This is a genomic window from Halanaerobium sp. DL-01 (assembly GCF_003338615.1).
In the GTDB taxonomy this organism is placed as follows: domain Bacteria; phylum Bacillota; class Halanaerobiia; order Halanaerobiales; family Halanaerobiaceae; genus QPJE01.
Map to the genome: position 1 here is coordinate 68,246 of NZ_QPJN01000006.1, position 20,785 is coordinate 89,030.

At 34.3% G+C, this 20,785-nt stretch carries 20 protein-coding genes; 5 read left to right on the top strand and 15 right to left on the bottom strand.

The window, feature by feature from the left end; genetic code table 11:
• Positions 1–214 precede the first annotated feature (214 nt).
• The 6 genes from DER71_RS03600 to DER71_RS03625 form a co-directional block, all read right to left on the bottom strand.
• Positions 215–892, bottom strand: coding sequence for a fructose-6-phosphate aldolase (locus tag DER71_RS03600; protein ID WP_114474322.1), 678 nt, complete (start codon positions 890–892; stop codon positions 215–217).
• A gap of 104 nt (positions 893–996) precedes the next feature.
• Positions 997–1,539: a cob(I)yrinic acid a,c-diamide adenosyltransferase gene (locus tag DER71_RS03605; RefSeq protein ID WP_114458513.1), complete on the bottom strand. Its 543-nt coding sequence runs from the start codon at positions 1,537–1,539 to the stop codon at positions 997–999.
• A gap of 110 nt (positions 1,540–1,649) precedes the next feature.
• Positions 1,650–2,051 (bottom strand): hypothetical protein, encoded by a 402-nt coding sequence (locus tag DER71_RS03610; protein ID WP_114474323.1) that lies wholly within the window; start codon positions 2,049–2,051, stop codon positions 1,650–1,652.
• Positions 2,052–2,195: 144 nt separating this feature from the next.
• Positions 2,196–2,678, bottom strand: a complete 483-nt coding sequence (locus tag DER71_RS03615; RefSeq protein ID WP_199505595.1) for a hypothetical protein — start codon at positions 2,676–2,678, stop codon at positions 2,196–2,198.
• Positions 2,675–3,019, bottom strand: coding sequence for a nucleotidyltransferase family protein (locus DER71_RS03620; protein ID WP_114458515.1), 345 nt, complete (start codon positions 3,017–3,019; stop codon positions 2,675–2,677). The genes DER71_RS03615 and DER71_RS03620 overlap by 4 nt, the downstream gene beginning before the upstream one ends.
• 96 nt (positions 3,020–3,115) lie before the next feature.
• A complete protein-coding gene (locus DER71_RS03625) occupies positions 3,116–4,282 on the bottom strand; it encodes a nucleotide sugar dehydrogenase (RefSeq protein ID WP_114474324.1) in 1,167 nt (388 codons plus the stop codon).
• 237 nt (positions 4,283–4,519) lie between these two features.
• On the opposite strand from DER71_RS03625, the gene DER71_RS03630 reads away from it, so the two are divergent.
• Positions 4,520–4,774, top strand: a complete 255-nt coding sequence (locus DER71_RS03630) for an AbrB/MazE/SpoVT family DNA-binding domain-containing protein (RefSeq protein ID WP_114458517.1) — start codon at positions 4,520–4,522, stop codon at positions 4,772–4,774.
• Between the two features lie 129 nt (positions 4,775–4,903).
• On the opposite strand, the gene DER71_RS03635 is transcribed toward DER71_RS03630, so the two are convergent.
• The 4 genes from DER71_RS03635 to DER71_RS03650 form a co-directional block, all read right to left on the bottom strand.
• Positions 4,904–6,655 carry a GNVR domain-containing protein gene (locus DER71_RS03635; protein ID WP_158531751.1) on the bottom strand — a complete coding sequence of 584 codons (1,752 nt, stop codon included), beginning with the start codon at positions 6,653–6,655 and terminating at the stop codon, positions 4,904–4,906.
• Between the two features lie 358 nt (positions 6,656–7,013).
• Complete coding sequence (locus tag DER71_RS03640) at positions 7,014–7,649, bottom strand: hypothetical protein (RefSeq protein WP_114458519.1); 636 nt, start codon at positions 7,647–7,649, stop codon at positions 7,014–7,016.
• A 282-nt stretch (positions 7,650–7,931) separates the two neighbouring features.
• Positions 7,932–8,270 (bottom strand): phage holin family protein, encoded by a 339-nt coding sequence (locus DER71_RS03645; protein ID WP_114458520.1) that lies wholly within the window; start codon positions 8,268–8,270, stop codon positions 7,932–7,934.
• 166 nt (positions 8,271–8,436) lie between these two features.
• A complete protein-coding gene (locus tag DER71_RS03650; protein WP_114458545.1) occupies positions 8,437–9,879 on the bottom strand; it encodes a PLP-dependent aminotransferase family protein in 1,443 nt (480 codons plus the stop codon).
• A gap of 236 nt (positions 9,880–10,115) precedes the next feature.
• On the opposite strand from DER71_RS03650, the gene pdxS reads away from it, so the two are divergent.
• Both pdxS and cysK read left to right on the top strand, forming a co-directional pair.
• On the top strand, positions 10,116–10,994 hold the full coding sequence (gene pdxS / locus DER71_RS03655; protein WP_114458521.1) for a pyridoxal 5'-phosphate synthase lyase subunit PdxS: 879 nt from the start codon (positions 10,116–10,118) through the stop codon (positions 10,992–10,994).
• A gap of 267 nt (positions 10,995–11,261) precedes the next feature.
• On the top strand, positions 11,262–12,176 hold the full coding sequence (cysK, locus tag DER71_RS03660; protein WP_114458522.1) for a cysteine synthase A: 915 nt from the start codon (positions 11,262–11,264) through the stop codon (positions 12,174–12,176).
• Between the two features lie 108 nt (positions 12,177–12,284).
• Here the strand turns inward: cysK and DER71_RS03665 are convergent, their stop codons facing one another.
• From DER71_RS03665 to purB, 5 genes are all read right to left on the bottom strand, one after another.
• The gene (locus tag DER71_RS03665) at positions 12,285–12,914 is read right to left on the bottom strand and encodes a class I SAM-dependent methyltransferase (protein WP_114458523.1); all 630 of its coding nucleotides are present in this window, start codon (positions 12,912–12,914) and stop codon (positions 12,285–12,287) included.
• Positions 12,915–13,046: 132 nt separating this feature from the next.
• Positions 13,047–13,703, bottom strand: a complete 657-nt coding sequence (gene cysE, locus DER71_RS03670) for a serine O-acetyltransferase (protein ID WP_114458524.1) — start codon at positions 13,701–13,703, stop codon at positions 13,047–13,049.
• A gap of 421 nt (positions 13,704–14,124) precedes the next feature.
• Positions 14,125–15,411 (bottom strand): phosphoribosylamine--glycine ligase, encoded by a 1,287-nt coding sequence (gene purD / locus DER71_RS03675; RefSeq protein ID WP_114458525.1) that lies wholly within the window; start codon positions 15,409–15,411, stop codon positions 14,125–14,127.
• Between the two features lie 26 nt (positions 15,412–15,437).
• Complete coding sequence (locus DER71_RS03680) at positions 15,438–16,709, bottom strand: adenylosuccinate synthase (protein WP_114458526.1); 1,272 nt, start codon at positions 16,707–16,709, stop codon at positions 15,438–15,440.
• Between the two features lie 62 nt (positions 16,710–16,771).
• On the bottom strand, positions 16,772–18,070 hold the full coding sequence (purB, locus tag DER71_RS03685) for an adenylosuccinate lyase (RefSeq protein ID WP_114458527.1): 1,299 nt from the start codon (positions 18,068–18,070) through the stop codon (positions 16,772–16,774).
• Positions 18,071–18,651: 581 nt separating this feature from the next.
• Here purB and DER71_RS03690 point away from each other — a divergent pair.
• Together DER71_RS03690 and DER71_RS03695 are read left to right on the top strand one after the other, a co-directional pair.
• A complete protein-coding gene (locus tag DER71_RS03690) occupies positions 18,652–19,746 on the top strand; it encodes a DnaD domain protein (RefSeq protein WP_114474326.1) in 1,095 nt (364 codons plus the stop codon).
• 14 nt (positions 19,747–19,760) lie between these two features.
• Positions 19,761–20,783 (top strand): ATP-binding protein, encoded by a 1,023-nt coding sequence (locus DER71_RS03695; RefSeq protein WP_114458529.1) that lies wholly within the window; start codon positions 19,761–19,763, stop codon positions 20,781–20,783.
• Positions 20,784–20,785: the final 2 nt, after the last annotated feature.

Sequence of the window (20,785 nt, forward strand, 5' to 3'; positions counted from 1 at the left end):
ATTGATTAGTGTGCCCTATTTCACACCCGAATTGAGTTTTAGATAAATCTAAAAATTTCGTTGATGACTAAAGCCCCCTTTTTGCAGCTTGAAAATAAATTTTGGGGAAACTCCTATATATTCACAAATTTTTCGCACTTACTTCTATCACACTGAACAGATACAATTTTATCTCTTACAGCCGAAGGAATATCAAAGCAAAAATCACCTGTTATTAATATTGATACATAAATTTGTCCCCATATAAACTTTTCCAGTCAGCATCAAACTGCTCAACTGCCTGATAAGTTAATGGATGTGCAGCAGCTTCCTCATATAATTCTGCACTAACAGTAGCAGTATCTGCACCTGCAAGACAGCATTCTTTAATTTGATTGACATTTTTAAAACTTGCAGCAATTATTTTGCTTTTAATATTATGTATTTTAAACATCTCTGCTATATCTCTTACTACCCCTACTCCATCAGCTTCTATATTATCCAGTCTGTTCACATATGGTGCAATAAAATCAGCGCCAGCATTGGCCGCTATTACAGCCTGCTGGGTAGAAAATACTGCTGTTGCAGCTGTATTAATCCCCATGCCGTTTAATTTTTTGATAGTTTTTAAACCTTCAGGAATAACAGGTATCTTAATATATAAGTTTTCTCGAATATTTTCTACCAGAAACTCTGCTTCTTTAATCATTTCTTCACAATTAGAAGCAGTTACCTGGACAAACAACAGCTGTTCAGAAGAAAGAATTTCATCAATACTTTTAAGCAGATCAAGCCAGCTTTCTGCATTTTCTCTGGTCAGTATAGTTGGATTAGTTGTTACTCCTCGAACAGGATACAGATCATTCAGTCTTTTAATATCTTCTAAATTAGCAGTATCAAGTAAAATTTTCAAAGTAATCACCTTTTTTAATAGATTTTACTGTTATTTCTCTTATAATCAAAGTAAAGCTGCAGAGAGAGTTTTCTTTTATTCACATTAAGAAGCCATATCAGAAATTATTCTTCCTTTTTAAACTCTACATAATTAAGAGCACCTTCAAGATAACGGGCCAGAACATAAAGTAGATCAGATAATCGGTTAATATATTTCTGCACAAGTAGACTTATCTCTTCTTTAGCTGCCAGAGTTGTAATTCTTCTTTCTGCTCTCCGGCAGATTGTACGCGACATATGCAGAGCTCCACTGCCTTTTGTACTACCTGGTATTATGAACATAGATCGCTCTTTTTTATTCATCTGTTCAAGATAATAATCAATTTTTTCTTCCAGTTCTTTTATATCTTTTTCATCAATTTTATCCGGAAAAGACTCATAATTAGGGGTGGCAAGCTGTCCTGCTGCATTAAAAAGCTTTCTCTGTATATTTTTTATTAGTTCAACGATTTCTTTATCATCAACAAAATTTTTTGCAAATCCAAGGGAGGAATTAAGTTCATCAACAGTACCATAACTTTCCACACGCGGAGAATCTTTATTTACTCTGCTGTTGTCAAAAAGACTCGTCTTACCTTTGTCACCGGTTTTTGTATAAATTTTCATTTAATACACCTGCCTTAAAAATTAATTAGATTGTTGATAATATTATATCATCTTTAAAGCAAAAAGAAAAAGCAGCCTGGAAAAGACTGCTTTATAAATTCATTATATAATTAACTGGCTTTTTCTTCAGGTTTTCCTGTTTCGATAACTATTGTATGTGTATGGTGGATAAATCTATCCTCAAGTTCATCTACTTTTTCATACTTCCCCAGGAGATGAGCTATATCATTCTCCATCCTGTCCATCTGTGCACTGCGAATTTCATTATTTTCTTCCAAAGATCTAAGTATAAGGGTATTTTCACTAACCTGTTTTTTAAGTGAAGAGACATCTGTTTTAAGTGAAGAGACATCTGTTTTAAGTGATGAGATATCGTCTCTCATATCTGCAGTTTCCTCACGCACTATCTTTCTGGTTTCTTCGCGAACTATTTTTCTGGTTTCTTCACGAACAATTTTCTTTGTTTCCTCACATACTATTTCTCGAATACTATCCAGAAGTTCCTGATCCAAAGTCTTCACCACCTATCTCTTAATAGTTTCCACATGCTGTATTAGCTGTTATATCAAAACTATGTTTAGTGCTTCAAGTATTATATTAATACATATAGTATTCAAAACCAATCTCCCTTATTAAGAATTAGATATATTTTCCTTTTAATAGCTGGTTTCTTCTTCTAAAAACTCCAAAAACCTTTTAATATCCCCAATTATTTTATCAATATTTTCATCAAGATCTTCTACAAGAACTTTAATTTTTTTAGCTGAATAATTATAAGAATAAACATTCCTTACTATATGCCTGAATCCTCGATATTCATCAAGTATCTTTTTAGTATTTTTATCAATAATAGAAGGACGTATCTTTTTTATTTTTATAGCCATCTGCTCTAATAATTCCTGATGCCATGAACCACCTTCCGGTACACTCTCATCTATTTCCCGTGCAATTAACAAAAATATCTTCTCAAGTCCAGAGTAAAAACCATGCAGATTGAGTGCAACACTATCTAAATAAAATTCTTCTGATTCCATATTATATTTTTCCCAGGCTCTATCAATTTTATTTTTTAATAATATGAGTTCTTCTAGATCATCATCAATTCTAGAAATTAATGTTAAAAAAGCTTTCTCAGTCATAATTTCACCCCATTATTCAAAATTGATTCCTTAATAGACTCTCTACAATCTTTAACATCAATAAAATCAACAGATATCCCTTTATATAGTGAACTTATTTCTCCATAAGCTTTAAAAAATAATTCCTCCTTCAAACCATCAACTGCAATATCTATATCAGATTCCAGAGAAAAATCCTCACTTTTAAGCACAGAACCAAATAAAATTACTTTTTTAACATTATATTTTCTATATAAAAGTTCCGCAATTTTTTTGGCTTTAAAAAGTGCTAACTGTCTTTTTTCTTCAACCTTTTCTCTAGATTTTTTAGGTTTGTATAAAAGAGGATATTTATCCACCATATTACTCTCCCCTTTCTATTGTTCTATTTTTATTATATCACAGCAAACTAAAAAAGACAGCTCCATAAAAAGGAACTGCCTCCCATTCTTTATTATTTAATTATTGTTAAACAGGTCTCTCGTATATACTTTATCTTCAACATCTTCTAATTCTGGAGCCATTCTATTGGCCACAATGACATCTGCTTCTTTTTTGAATTCGTCTAAATCTTTAATTACTCTGGAACGATAAAATTCCTCTTCTTCCAGTACTGGCTCATAAACAATTACTTCAATACCTTTTGCTTTTATTCTCTTCATTACACCCTGAACTGAAGACTGTCTAAAGTTATCAGAGTTTTTCTTCATAGTTAAACGATATACACCAACTATTTCTGGCTTTTTCTCTATTATCATTTTAGCAATATGGTCTTTTCTGGTTCTATTGGCATCAACAATTGCCTGCATAATATTATTTGGCACATCTTCATAATTGGCCAGCAGCTGTTTTGTGTCTTTAGGAAGACAGTAACCACCATAACCAAAAGAAGGATTATTATAATGGTCTCCAATCCGTGGATCAAGTCCAACACCTTTTATGATCTGCTCTGTTTTTAGATTCCGCATTTCAGCATAGGTATCAAGTTCATTAAAAAAAGCAACCCTCATGGCCAGATATGTATTGGCAAAAAGTTTAATTGCTTCTGCTTCAGTAGGATCAGTATAAAGTACAGGTATATCTTCTTTTTTGGCACCTTCTACAAGTAATGATGCAAATTCTTCTGCTCTTTTTGACCTTTCTCCCACAATAATTCTTGAAGGATAAAGATTATCATAAAGTGCCTTCCCTTCCCGCAAAAATTCAGGAGAAAAAATTATGTTTTCTGTATCAAACTTTTCTTTGGCCTCTTCTGTATAACCAACCGGTACAGTTGATTTAATAATCATAACTGCATCTTCATTAAGTGATAGAACATTGGCAATCACAGCTTCTACTGTTCTGGTGTTAAAATAATTCTGTTCTGGATCATAATTTGTTGGTGTTGCAATAATAACAACTTCAGCTTCCCTGTAAGCTTTATATCCCTCAGTAGTGGCTTTTAAGTTAAGGCCATTATTGGCCAGATAATCTTCTAATTCTGGATCAACAATCGGTGATTTTAAATTATTGATCATATTAACTTTTTCTTCAACAATATCAACAATAGTAACATCATGGTTCTGAGCAAGTAAAACGGCATTGGATAGCCCTACATAACCTGCTCCTGCAACAGCAATTTTCATTTTATCATTCCTTTACAGCTAATTTTAAAAATATGTACAAAAAATTTCTTTATAATTTTCAGTTATTAGTATTTAATTCAATATGAAATATTTTGTCAAAATTTCTTAACCTCTATCATATATTCTATCATAAAAAAAAGAAAAATAAAGGCTGTGATTATTTGCTTTGTTAATTTATATGATGTATAATTTAATTGTGGGTAAAACCCACAAAATGATTAAAAGGTGGTGTTTACTTTGAGCAAAAAACTTACAGTTAAAGTTGATTCCCGAGGTCGAATTACTATTCCTAAAGAAGCTCGCAAAACTGCACAAATTGAAAATGGAGATACTTTATTTATGAATTTAAAACCAGGCAAAATTGAATTTATCAGAGCCGTAGAAGATCCTGTAGTTGTTCTTCGTGAGTATTCTGAACAAGAATATGAAAATGGTAGAACAAAAAATTTAAGAGATTATGCAGAAAAATCAGGAATAAAACTTGATGAGTAATTTTAACGTAGAAATAACAAGAGCTGTGGAAAAAGATGATTTATTATAAAATCCCCTTTTTAGTAAACAGATTTTCAATGTTTAATCTGTCCACTTTAAGGGGATTATTTATATTAATTATAAGTTTTTCTATTCTTCTTTCATAAATTCTTTAAAGAATACTATAAATACTCCCAGCATTAAGGCTAGTACTCCGGCAATGGCAAGATTTAATTTCAAATTATTTTCTACTGGTTCTGTTGGCTCTACAGCTTTTGCAAAGAATTTAACATCACTGGTTCTCTGGGCTTCTGCTATTCTTGCTTCTTCTACTCTTTTAGCAAGCATAGAATATGTATTCTTTACATTATCAATTTCCTGCTGAAGTCTGTCCTGAATGTTTTCCGCTTTCCAGATATTGTTCTGCAGTGTTTTTATTTCTACTTTTAAATTATTTCTAGAATCTTGATAAAAATCAAGTTGAGCACTTAATGATTCAACCTCAAGTTTTGTATTCATTTCCGCAGCAAGTAGTTCCTTATATTTATTTGCATGATTTAAATATATTTTTTTATATTTATCCAGATCACTTGCTAAATGATCTTTCTTAATACTAAGCTCTTTATATCTGGCATTATATCTATTTAATTCCATAACTTCATTATTAAGTTCACTTCTATAATATTCTATTTCCTGTGGTAAAGTTTCTAAAGTAACTTTGTTGTCTGAATATCTTACTTTCAACCTTTGAAATACAGGATTTATAATTTCATTACTTAGTTGTAAATCTTTAAGAATCTCTATTTTCTCTTTATTTAGTATATTTTCCCAAAAAGCATCATTGCTTAAACTTTTATTTAAATTCCATTTTTCCGGTTCTTTATCTAAAATATTTTTAATATTTTTATTTTCTTCTTTTAATTTTTGCAGACTATTATTTAAATTAGAAATCATTTCTTTATATCTTTGTATTCTATTCTGCTTAAGTTCAATTTCCTGTTTCATTAATTCTAAATTATTATTTTTATTAAAATCAAGCAGCTTATTTTCTGTTTTTAGATAATTATTTTTTGCTATCTGTAATTCGTTATTCTTATCTGTATCCAGATTTAAATCACCGGACCAGTATCCCTCTTTCTGTAAATTATTAATCTGCTTTTGCAAATTGGTATATACTGCTTTTTGTGATCCTAATTCAGACTTCAAATCTACAATTCTATTATTTAAATTATCAAGTTTATTTTGTTTAGAATTTAATTCAGAATTTGCTATCCTCAATCTATGTTCTTTTTTAAACTGCAGTAATTCATCTTTTAAATTTTTAAGTTTAATTTCTGTTTCTGAAAACTGATTCTGTATAACTTCACTTACTTCTTGAATCTCTCCAATTCGTATTTGTTTACTATCACTAATAAATTTTTCAGCCCAGAGATTTGCCATTTTTGTTATCAATTCTGGATTTTTTCCTTTGACTGTAAGCACAATCAAAGGAGCATTTTCTTGAGAATTATCGGATGCTCCTCCAATAATTACTTCTATATGCATCATTCTTTCCAGCTGTGCAGTAGTCAATTTTTCATTTTTTTCATTTTTCAAATCCAATTCATCTATAATTGACTGTTTAATTGTATCTGTAGTCGCAAGATTTTTGTATGTTTCAATCGGCAGTGTAGAAACTTCTAACGAGGTCTTATATTTAGGGGGCAAAATAAGCAGTGTTGATTTTGCTTCATAAACTGGGCCAGCTAGAAAAAAGCTATAAAAAAATGTTATTATTAAAGCAGCAGCAACTAGTCCAGCAATAAACCATTTATTATCCCACAAAAGCATTATATACTCTCTTAAATCTATTTCATATTCATCATAATATTCAGTTCTTATATTTTCATTGTTCTCATCCACTACAATATCCCTCCAATAAATTATTATCAATGATAAAGCTATATTAAAATAAATAAAGATAAAAATCAAGTATAAAAATTGTAAGGAGTTTCCCCAAAATTTATTTTCAAGCTGCAAAAAGGGGGCTTTAGTCATCAACGAAATTTTTAGATTTATCTAAAACACAATTCGGTTGTGAAATAGGGCACACTAATCAATGAGTCCTCCTGACTCATGATTAGCTCACTCCATCCTGCAGTTCAACCCTATTTCTTCCTTCATTTCGTTAAGATTCATTGACTAAAAATTTCAATATTCCTGCATCTCCCCTTTTTGCAGCAGTATATAAAAAATGGGGAAAGTCTATTAAAAATTGTTATTAAAAATTAATCTCCTTTAAATCAGAAGCATTAACAGAAAATATGCGGCCTGCACCCGGTTTTATTACAAAAGTTTTAAGTGTGATCTCAGTATCTCTTTTTTTGCCATCTTTTAACATAATTACAGCTTTATTCCCACTGTTAAATTTAATGTTTTTAATCTGATCTGATGCAATTTCTAAATTACTGCCAAAAGGACTTTTTATAGTTATAGTTTTATTCATCAATTTACCTAAAAAAGAGTCCTTATTGTTCATTTTAAACACTGTTTTATTATCTGCAGCTATTTTTTTTACTTTATCAAACAATATTCTTTTTATATCTTCATTTTTGATTGTTAAAATTTCTCCTTCAGCATCAAAAACAAGGGCTTCCCCTATTATTTTACCCGAAAATATATTTCTATCTCCAGCTGCAATAACAAAACTATCCCCTCTGTTTTCAACACCTGTAAGGTAAACTTCCACCAGTCTTATATCAGCATATGGAGTTTTTATTTCCAGATATTCATTTAATACATCTCCAAAATAATTTTCTCCAGAGTTGAGATAAAGCCTATCAGCATTTGCTGTAAGAGTAAGCATAATAATAGTAAATATTATTAAGAATATTACAGATGAATATTTTTTAAACATTACTTTCACTCCTTCTTACTTCTATATTATACAGATTTAATTTAATTCCTTCTTAAAATAGCTAAATTTGGCCAAACTTTATCAGATCAGTTTGTATTCTAATCAAAACTATTTATCTAAAACAGCCAAGAAAACTCCATCTAAACCTGTGATTTAGGTGGAGAGGTTCACATTATAGCCAAAAACATGAGATAAATAAATGAAAAAGCCCTACTTGAGGGCTTTAAAAATAATAACATCAATAATAAATAATCATTTTAATACAATATCTTACTGATAAATCTATTCTAAAAATCCATGCAGTATACTAGAAGCAAGACTGATAATTACAGACCCTAAAATTGCTGAAAATATACCCTGAACAATAAAACCAGGTACTAAAACTGCAGTTAAGGCAAGCATGATTCCATTTATCACCAGCAAAAATAGTCCAAATGTCAATATCGTAAAAGGAATAGTAAGAATTGTAAATATAGGGCGCAAAAACCCATTTATAAAACCTAATACCACTGCTGCAAAAAATCCTGCCCAGATGCTCGTTACAGTAATCCCTGGTAAGACATAAGCTGCCAGCAGTAAAGCCACCATCGTTGTCAATACTTTAGCAAAAAATTGGGACATTTCTATCTCTCCTCATTTTTAGAGTTTAACACTCCAGTATACATAATTCGACAGTTTGCAATTTTTTCCTGCATAAAGAAAAAATATTTTTAAAAAGCAGCTGTTAATCTTTTCCCCTAAATCAAAATAAAAATTTAGAGTGAGTTTTCTTTTTAATGATAATTTTTTAAAGAAGAGGACTAAAATCATCTTCATCAGAACTTCCCAGATAATCTCTAACTACTTCACTAAGAATATCCATCCCTTTTTTAATCTCTTTTTCATCTACAGCAGCAAAGCTCAGCCGAAAATACTCTGATTTTGCAGATGAAGCAGTAAATAAATACCCAGGAGAAAAAACAACTCCTTTTTCTGCAGCCTGTTCGTATAATTTGCTACTATCTTTACCCTGCGGTAATTTCAGCCAGAAATAAAGGCCGCCTTCAGGCTTAATAAAACTTTCTATCTCTTCTGGCAGTTTTTTATCAATCTCTTCTGACATTACTTCAAATCTTTTTTTAAATAAATTCCTTTTTAAGCTTATATGTTTTTCAAAAAATCCTTCTCTTAGATAATAATCAAAAGCTCGTTGAGTTAATCCAGCGCTAGAAATATCAGTTGCATACTTTGTTTCCAGCATTTCTGGAAGAAGTTTTTGGGGCAGAACAATCAAAGCCAGCCTTAATCCCGGCATAAATACCTTAGAAAAACTCTTAATATAAATTACTCTTTCATTTTTGTCAAGCTGCTTAAGAATAGATGGTGCATTTTCAGTATAGTAAAGATCCGAAAGAAGATCATCCTCTACTATAAAAAAGTTGTATTTTTCGGCAAGTTCTAAAAGATGCTGCTGCTTTTCTCTGCTCCAGTTAACACCAGTTGGATTCTGGAAATTCTGCATGGTGAAAAAAAGCTTAATCTTATTTTTCTTAAGATAATCTTCAAGTTCATCAAGATCCAGTCCATCTCTTTTTATCTCTATGCTTTTTATTTCCGCTTTCCGAGAAGCAAAAGCCTGTAAAGCTCCGAAATAAGTGGCTTTTTCCACAACAACTTTATCACCATAATCCAGCAGTATTTTGGCAATTATATCGATCGCCTGCTGTGCACCAGAAACAATCTGTATTTCTTTTAAATTATTATAAATACTTTTACTCTTTAAATAATCCTGAATATATTTTCTTAAAGGTAAAAATCCCTGACTTTTTTGATAGGTAAAAGCTTCACCCTGATCTCTATCTAAAACATGATTTATGGCATATTTAAAATCATCTACTGGAAAAAGATCAGTACTTGGTGTAGCACTGGCAAAATTAATGCTCTTATCTAGCTTTATCTGGCCATGATTTAACATACTGTCATTTTTATCTTCTTTAAAGCCTGCTGAAACTGCAGCTGGTGCAACAAAACTACCACTACCAACTTTTTTGTAAATTAAATTATCCTGGGCCAGCATATCATATGCTTTAACAACAGTAGCCGGATTAATCCCCAGCATATCGCTCAGCTTCCTAATTGGCGGCAGCTTTGTATCAGCACTCAGTTCATCTACTATTTTCTCTTTTAGCTTTCTGTAAAGCTGTAGATAAAGAGGCGTATTACTTTCTTTATCGATTTTAATTTTAAGCATATCTCCTTCTCCTTCTATTACAAAATTGTTTAACACTAAATATAATTTACCACCATTTAATTAATTAACCTTTTCCAAATTATATTAGCACAATAAAAATTATATTATTTTGTATTATACCATTGACAATTTGTACTATATTATTCTATAATTGTATTAGTTTGAAGCTAAAAAAAGCTTTATTTACCTATATTGTATCATTACAATTTTAAAAAATCAACTTAGGAGGAATTAAAATGTCAAAAAATAACCATGTTAACAAGGACTTAGCTCAGAGGTTAAAAGGTGGAGTAATTATGGATGTGACAAATGCAGAAGAAGCAAAAATTGCTGAAGATGCAGGGGCGGCGGCTGTTATGGCCCTGGAGAAAGTTCCAGCTGATATCCGTAAAGATGGTGGTATTGCCCGTATGTCTGACCCTAAAATGATAAAAGAAATTGTCGAAACCGTATCAATCCCGGTTATGGCAAAGGTAAGAATCGGGCATTTTGTAGAAGCACAGATTTTAGAATCACTTGCTATTGATTACATAGACGAAAGTGAAGTACTTACCCCTGCTGACGAAGAATTCCATATTGATAAAAATCAATTTAAAATCCCTTTTGTCTGTGGTGCCCGCAATTTAGGTGAAGCACTCCGCAGAATAGGTGAAGGTGCAGCAATGATCAGAACTAAAGGTGAAGCTGGCACTGGTAATGTAGTTGAAGCTGTACGCCATATTAGAAAAATAACATCTCAGATGCGTGCTTTAACCCAGATGGGCAGTGAAGAATTAATGACTGCTGCTAAAGATATGAAAGCTCCCTTTGAACTTGTTAAATATGTTGCAGAAAATGCTGAACTACCTGTGGTTAATTTTGCTGCCGGTGGTATTGCCACTCCTGCTGATGCAGCACTAATGATGCAGCTTGGCTGTGATGGTATATTTGTTGGTTCAGGTATTTTCCGCTCCGGGAATCCTGCCAGACGAGCAAAGGCAATTGTTGAAGCAGTAAAACATTATCAGGATGCCGAAATAATAGCAGAGGTTTCTGAAGATCTTGGTAAGGCAATGTCAGGTCTTGATATCAATGGCCTTACAGAGGCTGAAAAAATGGCCAATAGAGGCTGGTAATCTGGAAAATTTGTACAGAATTCACCGGAGAAGATAGCTGCAGTTAAAAACGCCCCTCTACCTGTGCTCCGTTTCATCCTTAGTAAAAAAATAGCAGCAGTTTTGGCAGTTTTTTATAAATATTAAGGAGTTTCCCCATTTTTGCAGCTCTAAAAATAATTTTGGGGAAACTTTTTTTATAAATATTTTGTTGACAAAAACACTCATCTATAATATAATATAAATTAAAGTAAAGTAGTCAAGTTTATTATTGAGGAGGTTTTATGGATGAAGATCTATGATGATATTACAGAAATGATTGGCAGTACTCCTGTAGTTAGATTAAATAAGCTCACAGCTGAAAATGATGCAGAAGTGCTTTTAAAATTGGAAAGTTTTAATCCTGGTGGAAGTATTAAAGATAGAATAGCATATAATATGATAATTGAGGCAGAAAAATCAGGAAAGTTAAAAAAGAGTGACACCATTATTGAACCTACCAGTGGTAATACTGGTATTGGACTGGCCATGGTAGGAGCAGCTCGAGGATATAAAGTAATTTTAACAATGCCCGAATCCATGAGCAGTGAGAGGAGAAAACTCCTTAAAGCATATGGAGCAGAACTTATCCTAACTCCTGCAGATAAAGGTATGAAAGGAGCAATTGCTAAAGCAGAAGAAATTGCAGCCGAAAAAGGCGGCTTTATTCCCGATCAATTTGAAAATCCGGCCAATCCTGATATACATGCCCGTACAACAGCAAGGGAAATAATTTCTGCTGTTGGCGGTAATCTGGACTATTTTGTTGCAGGTGTTGGTACAGGTGGTACTATCACAGGTACAGCAAAAACCCTTAAAGACATGATTAAAGATATTAAAATTGTTGCTGTAGAACCTGAAAATTCTGCGGTTTTATCGGGCGAAAAGGCAGGCTCCCATAAAATACAGGGTATTGGAGCTGGATTTATACCAGAAGTACTTAATATAGATTTAATTGATATGATAGAAAAGGTAAGTGACGAAGAGGCATTTAAAACCACACGCAAATTAGCAGTTGAAGAAGGTATATTTGTCGGAATTTCTTCTGGAGCAGCAGTTTCTGCAGCCTTAAAGCTGGCTTTAGACCTTGATAAGGATAAAAGAATTCTTGTCATAGCACCAGATAGTGGTGAAAGATATTTAAGTACAGACATTTACTCATAATTGAGATAAAATAGATTTCCCCTGTGATAAGTCCTGATGGCTCCCCACCGTCAGGACTTAATTTTTTTATAAAAAAAGAGAGCAGTTTTTATACTGCTCTTTCGTATTTTATATTTTTCTAAAAGTAATATAATTTTTATTATTTGTATAAATAATCTCAAGTGGAAAATTATCTGCAATCCACTGAAAGGTCTTTAAACTGTATAAACTTATATGTGTATCATCTCTTATATACCACCAGTCTGCAAAACTGTCAGCCTCAGTATAAAAATTAGTCATCACTGCCAGCAGTCCACCATCTTTTAAAATTGAGCATAGATGCTCTATTTCTCTGTGCGGATTTAAAAAGTGCTCATAAACCTCAGTTGAAGTGATTAAATCATATTTCTTTTCCTTATAATCAAGATTAGGAAAAAAATGCGGATCATAAATTGTAGTGGAAAACCCTTCTCTCCCCACAAGCTCTGCTAAAACTGGGCCAGGGCCAGCCCCAAAGTCAAGCATATCACCATCAGGATCAGCAAAAGGCAGAACAGCTGAATCCAGAAACTGCCTGAACATATTGACATAACCCTCATTTTTAATAGAATTATTGTGTTCCTGATACCGCTTTTTTTCAGCCTCAGCAGTCAAAATATATTTCTCATCTTTAAAGATTAAACCACATATCTGACATTGAAAAAAACGCCGCTCATCCTGCCGGCGCTCTGCTGTACTTCCACATAATTTACATTTCAAAATAATTCCTCCTGCAGGATTATTTTAACACAAACCTTATATATATTCTTAAACTGGCTGATAAATTTTTCCAGACTTTTAAAAAGTTAGAGATGATTTTTGCATTTTCTGTCATTTTCTGTTAAAAATGATTCAACTTATATTCTCGTAAGCTGTCTGCTCTACCAGTTTCTTTTTCAGCTCTATTAATTCTTTTTCCAGTTCCATCATCTTTTCTTTAATCGGATCAGGCAGATCCGCATGTTCCAGATCTCTTTCTGCATGAATTTTCCTGCCATTTTGGGCAACAACACGTCCCGGTACTCCTACAACTGTTGCATTTGCTTCTACTTCTTTGAGCACAACTGAACCTGCACCCACCTTTACATTATCACCGATCTTCATGGATCCAAGCACCTTTGCCCCAGCACCGATTATTACATTATTTCCAACGGTCGGATGGCGCTTACCTTTTTCTTTGCCTGTTCCACCAAGTGTAACACCCTGAAACAATGTTACATTATCACCTATTTCGGCAGTTTCTCCTATTACAACTCCCATACCATGATCAATAAAAAATCCCTGCCCAATTTCAGCACCTGGGTGAATCTCTATTCCGGTTAAAAATCTGGTCAGCTGTGAGATGATTCTGGGTAACGTTCTCAAACCTCTTTTGTAAAGAAAGTGAGAAAAGCGGTGAAAAAGCAGTGCATGCAGCCCTGAATAAGTCAGTATAACTTCCAGCAGATTATCTGCAGCAGGATCCCTATCAAAAACAGCATCTATATCAGCTTTAAACGTTTTAAACATAATAAAAAAACCTCCCTGAAGATATTTATAATCAATAAAATAATTAATATAAATATAAGTAAAATGCTCAACTTATATTTATATTATAACATCAGAGAGGCCAAATGCAAGTAAAATATTAATAGGAGTTTCCCCAAAATTTATTTTCAAGCTGCAAAAAGGGGGCTTTAGTCATCAACGAAATTTTTAGATTTATCTAAGACTCAATTCGGGTGTGAAATAGGGCACACTAATCAATGAGTCCTCCTGACTCATGATTAGCTCACTCCATCCTGCAGTTCAACCCTATTTCTTCCTTCATTTCGTTAGGATTCATTGACTAAAAATTTCAATATTCCTGTATCTCCCCTTTTTGCAGCAGTATATAAAAAATGGGGAAAGTCCAGAAATATTAATATTTAATTATTTTTATTCTGCCCAATCAGCCTTCTCTCTTTAACTGCATAGCAGTAAAGCCAATATCAGTTCTGTAGTGCATGTCTTCAAATTCTACTTCTTCGATATACTGATAAACTTTATCTACTGCCAAAAATAATCCTTCAGTAAGTACAGTAAGATTAAGCACTCTGCCTCCATCGGTTATAAACTTCCCGTTTTCCAAACGTGTGCCGGCATGAAATAACAGCAGATCATCAAAATGTTTTAATCTGTCAATTCCCTTTATTTCCTTACCACCAATATATGTCAGCGGATATCCTGCAGAACAGAGTACAACACAGGCAGCAGCTTTACTGTCAAATTCTATTTTCTCTTTTTTGTCTAATTTACCTTCAATAACCATTTCCAGAAGATCTATAAGATCTTCTTTTAACCTGGGCAGTATAACCTGAGTTTCTGGATCACCAAAACGGGCATTATAATCCAGCACCTTTGGCCCCTGTTCGGTAAGTATAATACCAACAAATAATACACCCTTATATTCAATATTTTCCGCCTCAAAGGCAGCAAACGTAGGGAGCAGAATTTTTTCACATATCTCTACCATTATTCTCTCATCCACAAATGGAGAGGGGGAATAAGCTCCCATCCCACCGGTATTGGGTCCTTCATCACCATCAAAAACAGCCTTATGATCTCTGGCTGTGGAAAAGGGGAGCATTGTCTCTCCATCACTTAAAGCAAAAACAGATACTTCTTCACCCTGCAAAAAGTCTTCTACTACAATACGGTCTCCTGCATCTCCAAAAACTTTATCTTCCATAATTCTCTCTACAGCATCCTGAGCTGATTCAAAGTTATGAGCCAGAATTACACCCTTACCGCGGGCCAGCCCTTCAGCCTTAATGACAATCGGGTAATCAGCATTTTTAAGATAGTCCAGTGCAGAATCAGGATCAGTAAAAATTTCAAATTCAGCTGTCGGTATATTATATTTTTTAAGAATATTTTTTGCATAAACTTTGCTTCCTTCCAGCAGAGCAGCCTGTTTTTTAGGGCCAAATATCTTTAAACCCCTCTCTTCAAAATAGTCAACAATACCTGCCACCAGAGGTTCTTCCGGCCCCACTACTGTGAGATCTATTTTATTTTCTTCTGCAAAATCTGCCAGCTGCTCAATATCATCTGCAGCAATATCCACCAGTGAGGCAAGTTCGGACATGCCGTCATTTCCTGGTGCGGCATAGATCTCCTCCACCCGTTCACTCTGGAATATTTTCCAGACTAATGCATGTTCTCTACCACCACTGCCGACAACTAAAACCTTCATAAACTGATCCTCCCTCCTTATCTAACTTATCTAACTATTGCTTCTTCTCTTTTTGGGCCAACACCTATTATTTTTACCGGAATACCACTGAGTTCTTCAATACGTTCTACATATCTTTTTGCATTTCCCGGCAGCTCTTCATATCTGCGGCAGCCTGTTATATCTTCCTCCCAGCCGGTCCAGCTTTCATAAACAGGTTCATAAGGTATTTCACTTTCTAAATAGGGTGGAAATTCTTCTACAGTTTTACTGCCGTGTTTATATGCAGTACAGATTTTTATTTCTTTGAGAGCTGAAAGTACATCAAGTTTGGTCAGAGCAATCTCAGTCAGTCCATTAACCCTTGCTGAATGCTTTAATACAGGTATATCAAACCAGCCACATCTTCTCGGCCTACCTGTTGTTACACCATATTCATGTCCTTTTTCCCGCAAAAATTTTCCCCATTCACCGTGCAGTTCTGTGGGGAATGGACCTTCTCCTACTCTTGTAAGATAGGCTTTGGTAACCCCGATTACATTATCAATAGTGGTCGGACCCATACCTGTTCCTGTACAGACACCACCTGCAGTTGGATTGGAAGATGTTACAAATGGATAGGTCCCATAATCAACATCCAGCAGAGTGCCCTGTGCTCCTTCAAAAAAGATTTTTTCTCCCCTTTTATATGCTTCATTTAATAATAGAGAAGTGTTGCAGACATGGCTTTTGATCTTTTCAATATATGGTTCATATTCTGCAATAAGATCATCTGCAGACAGTTTTTTAACACCATATATTTTTTCCAGAATAAGATTGTGATATGCCAGGGATTTTTCCAGCTTCTTTTTAAAGCGCTTTTTATCAAGTATATCTGCTATTCTGATACCGCGCCTTGCAGTTTTATCTGTATAACAGGGGCCAATACCTTTACCGGTGGTGCCTATCTTTTCATCCCCTTTTCTTTCTTCTTCCAGCTTATCAAAAAGTCTGTGGTAGGGCATTATTACATGAGCGGTTTCACTAATATAGAAATTTTTAAGATTTACTTCTCGCTTTTCCAGCCCTTTCATTTCCTCTACCAGAGCAGCCGGATCTATAACAACTCCACCACCTAAAATAGATTTTTTTTTGGGATAAAGAATACCAGAAGGTATGAGGTGTAGTTCAAATTTTTCGTCACCTACAATTACTGTATGTCCTGCATTATTTCCGCCGCCATACCTTACTACAATATCTGCTGTTCTGGCAAGCATATCTGTTATCTTGCCTTTCCCCTCATCTCCCCATTGAGCACCAACCACTACTTTATTTGCCATATATTCATCCGTTTATCCTAAAATAAGCGGACTTCCTCCTCTCATATTTACATAATTCTTTTTTATATTAATAATCCCGTTCTTTTATAAATATAATTTATATTTTTTAAATACGCCTGCCAGTCAAATATTTTATCAAGTTCATCTTCACTTAAAATTTCCATTATCTCTTTATCATTTTGTACAAGTTTTTTGTAATCTTCTTTTTTATCCCAGGCTTTAAGCGCATTCCGCTGAGCGAGTTCGTAAGCTTCTTCTCTGCGCAGACCCTTTTCTACCAGAGCAAGCATCAGCCGCTGAGAAAAGATAAGTCCATGTGTTTTTTCAAGATTATCCAGCATATTATCCTTATTTACAACCAGCTCTTCAATAACTTCCTTAAATTTAACCAGCATATAATCTATCAAAACTGCACTGTCAGGAAGTACTATTCTTTCAGCAGAAGAATGAGTTAAATCCCTCTCATGCCAGAGAGCTACATTTTCTAAAGCAGGTATTACATTACCACGTACAGCCCGGGCCAGCCCTGTCAGCCTCTCACAGATAATGGGATTCTTTTTGTGAGGCATGGCAGATGAACCTTTCTGTCCTCTGCGGAATCCTTCTTCTACCTCAAGAATATCTGTTCTCTGCAGGTTTCTAATCTCTGTGGCAAATTTTTCTATTGATGCTGCCACAAGGGCCAGCCTCTCAATAAAATCTGCATGGCGGTCACGCTGAAGAATCTGACTTGTAACAGCAGCGTTCTTGAGAGAAAGCTTTCTGCAGACTATCTCTTCTACTTCAGGTTTTATGCTGGCAAATGTACCAACAGCACCAGAAATCTGTCCCACAGCAACTACTTTAAGCAGCTGTTCAAATCTCAAAATATGTCTTCCTATTTCCTGATACCAGGTAAGAACCTTAAGTCCCCAGGTAATTGGTTCTGCATGTACCCCATGGGTTCTTCCCACCATTATGGTATCTTTATGTTCTATTGCCTCTGCTCCCAGAACAGTTGATAGCTCCCCTAAATCTTCCAGCACAAGCTCTACTGTTTCTTTCATCTGTACTGCTCTTGCTGTATCTTTAATATCAGAAGAAGTGAGTCCTTCGTGAATAAATCTTGCTTCCTCTCCCAATGAAGCAGAAATACCTTCAATAAAAGCTATCATATCATGTCTTGTTGTCTTCTCAATTTCTTTTATTTCTTTCAGATCAAGCCGAACATTATCTTTTATCTTTTTTACATCACTTTTTGGAATCTCTCCCAGTTCAGCTCTGGCTTCCAGAACTGCAATTTCTATATCAAGCCATATTTTGTACTTATTTTCCTCACTCCAGATCCTCTCCATTTGAGGTCTGCTGTATCTAGGCAGCAATTCAATCTTCCTTTCTAAACTTATTTAAACATTTTAATCCAGTTTAATATTAGCAGATAGATATCCCAGTGTCAAGAAATAGGCGGAAGTCCAGTTGTTTTCTTCTGGACTTTCCCCATTTTTTATATACTGCTGCAAAAAGGGGAGATGCAGGAATATTGAAATTTTTAGTCAATGAATCTTAACGAAATGAAGGAAGAAATAGGGTTGAACTGCAGGATGGAGTGAGCTAATCATGAGTCAGGAGGACTCATTGATTAGTGTGCCCTATTTCACACCCGAATTGAGTTTTAGATAAATCTAAAAATTTCATTGATGACTAAAGCCCCCTTTTTGCAGCTTGAAAATAAATTTTTGGGAAACTCCTAGTTTTCTTTTATTGACATTTCCCTTTACTTAATATTATAATGGTTATCCGCAAAAAATTAAACTAAACAGCCGATTTCTGCTGTTATTTTTATATCAGCACTTAAAAATATAAAACTCTTGGTTTACTATTGGCTTTTGTTATCTTATAATTATAATATGAGTGAATTTTTGTACCCTCTGATCCACCTTACAAAATGAAAGGAAGAACAGGGATGATAAAACAGAAAGATTTTAATCCATATAGAAAAAATATTAACTTTACAGATGGAGAAAGCCGTCAGACAGTCAATATTGCTGATAATTTTATAGAAAAGGGAATTTTCCGCAAATTAAATGGTCTGGAGTTTAAAGTTTTTATCTATCTTATTACCCACAGAGAGCAGCAGAGTGAAGCTGTAATAGAGATTCCCAGAACTGCCGCAGCACTGGGGCTTAAAATATCTCAATTAAAATATGCCCTTTCAGAACTTGAAGACAAATCTATTATTTCTGAAGGAGGAGAAAAAACACGTTCTTTAAAAACTTATTTTATTCATCTGGATGTCCTTCTTTCTGCTGAAGCTCAACCTAAAAAGGAAGATGATGTCCCTCAGCATAAGGGCAGAGAGCTGAGAAAAGAAATTATCCGCTCAAATAAAGTCTCCAAAAATGAAATTGCAGCAGCTATTATTTCTTTTATCCCTCCAGACAGCAGAAGCCGCTACCGGAGGGATGAAATAAACGGGTGGCTGGAAGATTTTGAACTCAAAATGTTAAAAGAACTGGTTCGTCGGGTTGATAAGTGGATGGATCGTCAGGGTGGAAGTGATTATATGCAGGGTGCATATGCCTATCTTAGAGCAATCATTCAGAGCTGGTATGAAGATGAAATAACCAGCTATGAAGAGCTTCAGGAACAGGATAGGCTCCACCGGGAGACAAAAGAGCTGGCACAGGCTTATGGTATTAGAAGGTCTGATCTCAATACAGCCCAGCTTAAAACTTTTTTAAACTGGATTACCGGTAGTCAGGCTCTCAGCAAAGATCTGGCACTTGCAGCTATCCGCGAAGCTGTGCGCCGCAAAAGAGATGGTCAGCCTTCTTTAAAATATATAGAAGATAATTTTATCAATCCTATTAAAGAACTAGGTATTAAAAACAGGGCAGAGTTTAAACGCTGGCTGGAAAAAGAAATGAACAGCAGTCCGGCACAAAACTCAGGAAATAATAATTCCGGCAGCAGTAAAACTAAAAAGGACAGCACTGATGAAGCTGAAGAATATAAATGGAAGGACTTTTTTATCGATTTTGATAAATATAAAAAATAAAGGATGTGAAGCAGATGCCGTTTTCTTTTGAGGCCGATAAGTACAGAGGTAAGGCCAGAGAAAAATATCTGGAAGCAGAAAAAAGAATGATAAAAATACATAAAAAATATCCAGAAGTAAAACAGGCCTACAGCTACCTTCAGTCCTTAAAAAGAGAGTATTCTATGGCTAAGGTCGGGATTTTTAATAAAAATAAGATGCAGAAACATGAAATAAAAGAGCTGGAAGGTGCAATAAAAGAACTGGAAAAGCAGTATCATGCAATTCTCAAGAAAAATGATATATCTCTTAATTATAAAGAACCTGACTGGGACTGTGAGAAATGTCATGATACAGGCAGAATCTATGATGGTCAAAAATATGTAGTCTGCAGCTGTATTAAAGATGAGCTCAGAAAGAAAAAACAGCTGGCAGGCAATCTGCCCTCACATCTGCACAGTGCCACATTCAGCAGTTCCAATTTGAACTATTATGAACATAATATTATGAAAAACTCTGAACTCAGCTATTTTGAAAATGCAAAGAAAATTTACAAAATGGCAGCAACCTTTGTGCAGAACTTTAAAATTAATGAATTTAACCGCGGCCTAATTATTGAAGGTCCGATTGGAAGTGGAAAATCCTACCTTTTAGGCTGTATAGCAAATGCTTTAATTGATAGAGGTATCAGATTCCGCTATATTGTTTACTCAGATCTCCTTCAGCAGATAAGAAGTACATATAATGAAGAAAATCCCAGTCAGGATGAAAAAAAGATAATCAATGATGTTCAGGATATACCGGTACTGCTGATAGATGACCTGGGCACAGAAAAAGCATCTGATTTTGCAGCTTCTATTCTCTACCAGATTATAGATAAACGCTACCGTGAAGAAAGGCCGATTATACTTTCTACCAATTATTCTCTCGAAAATCTCAAAAAAAGATTCCCGATCATGGGAGAGCGGATCTTCCAGCGCCTTTTGGAAATGAACGAATATGTTGAATTAGCAGGTAATGTAAGAATTAAAATCATAGATGAACAGCAGGAGGCCTAGAT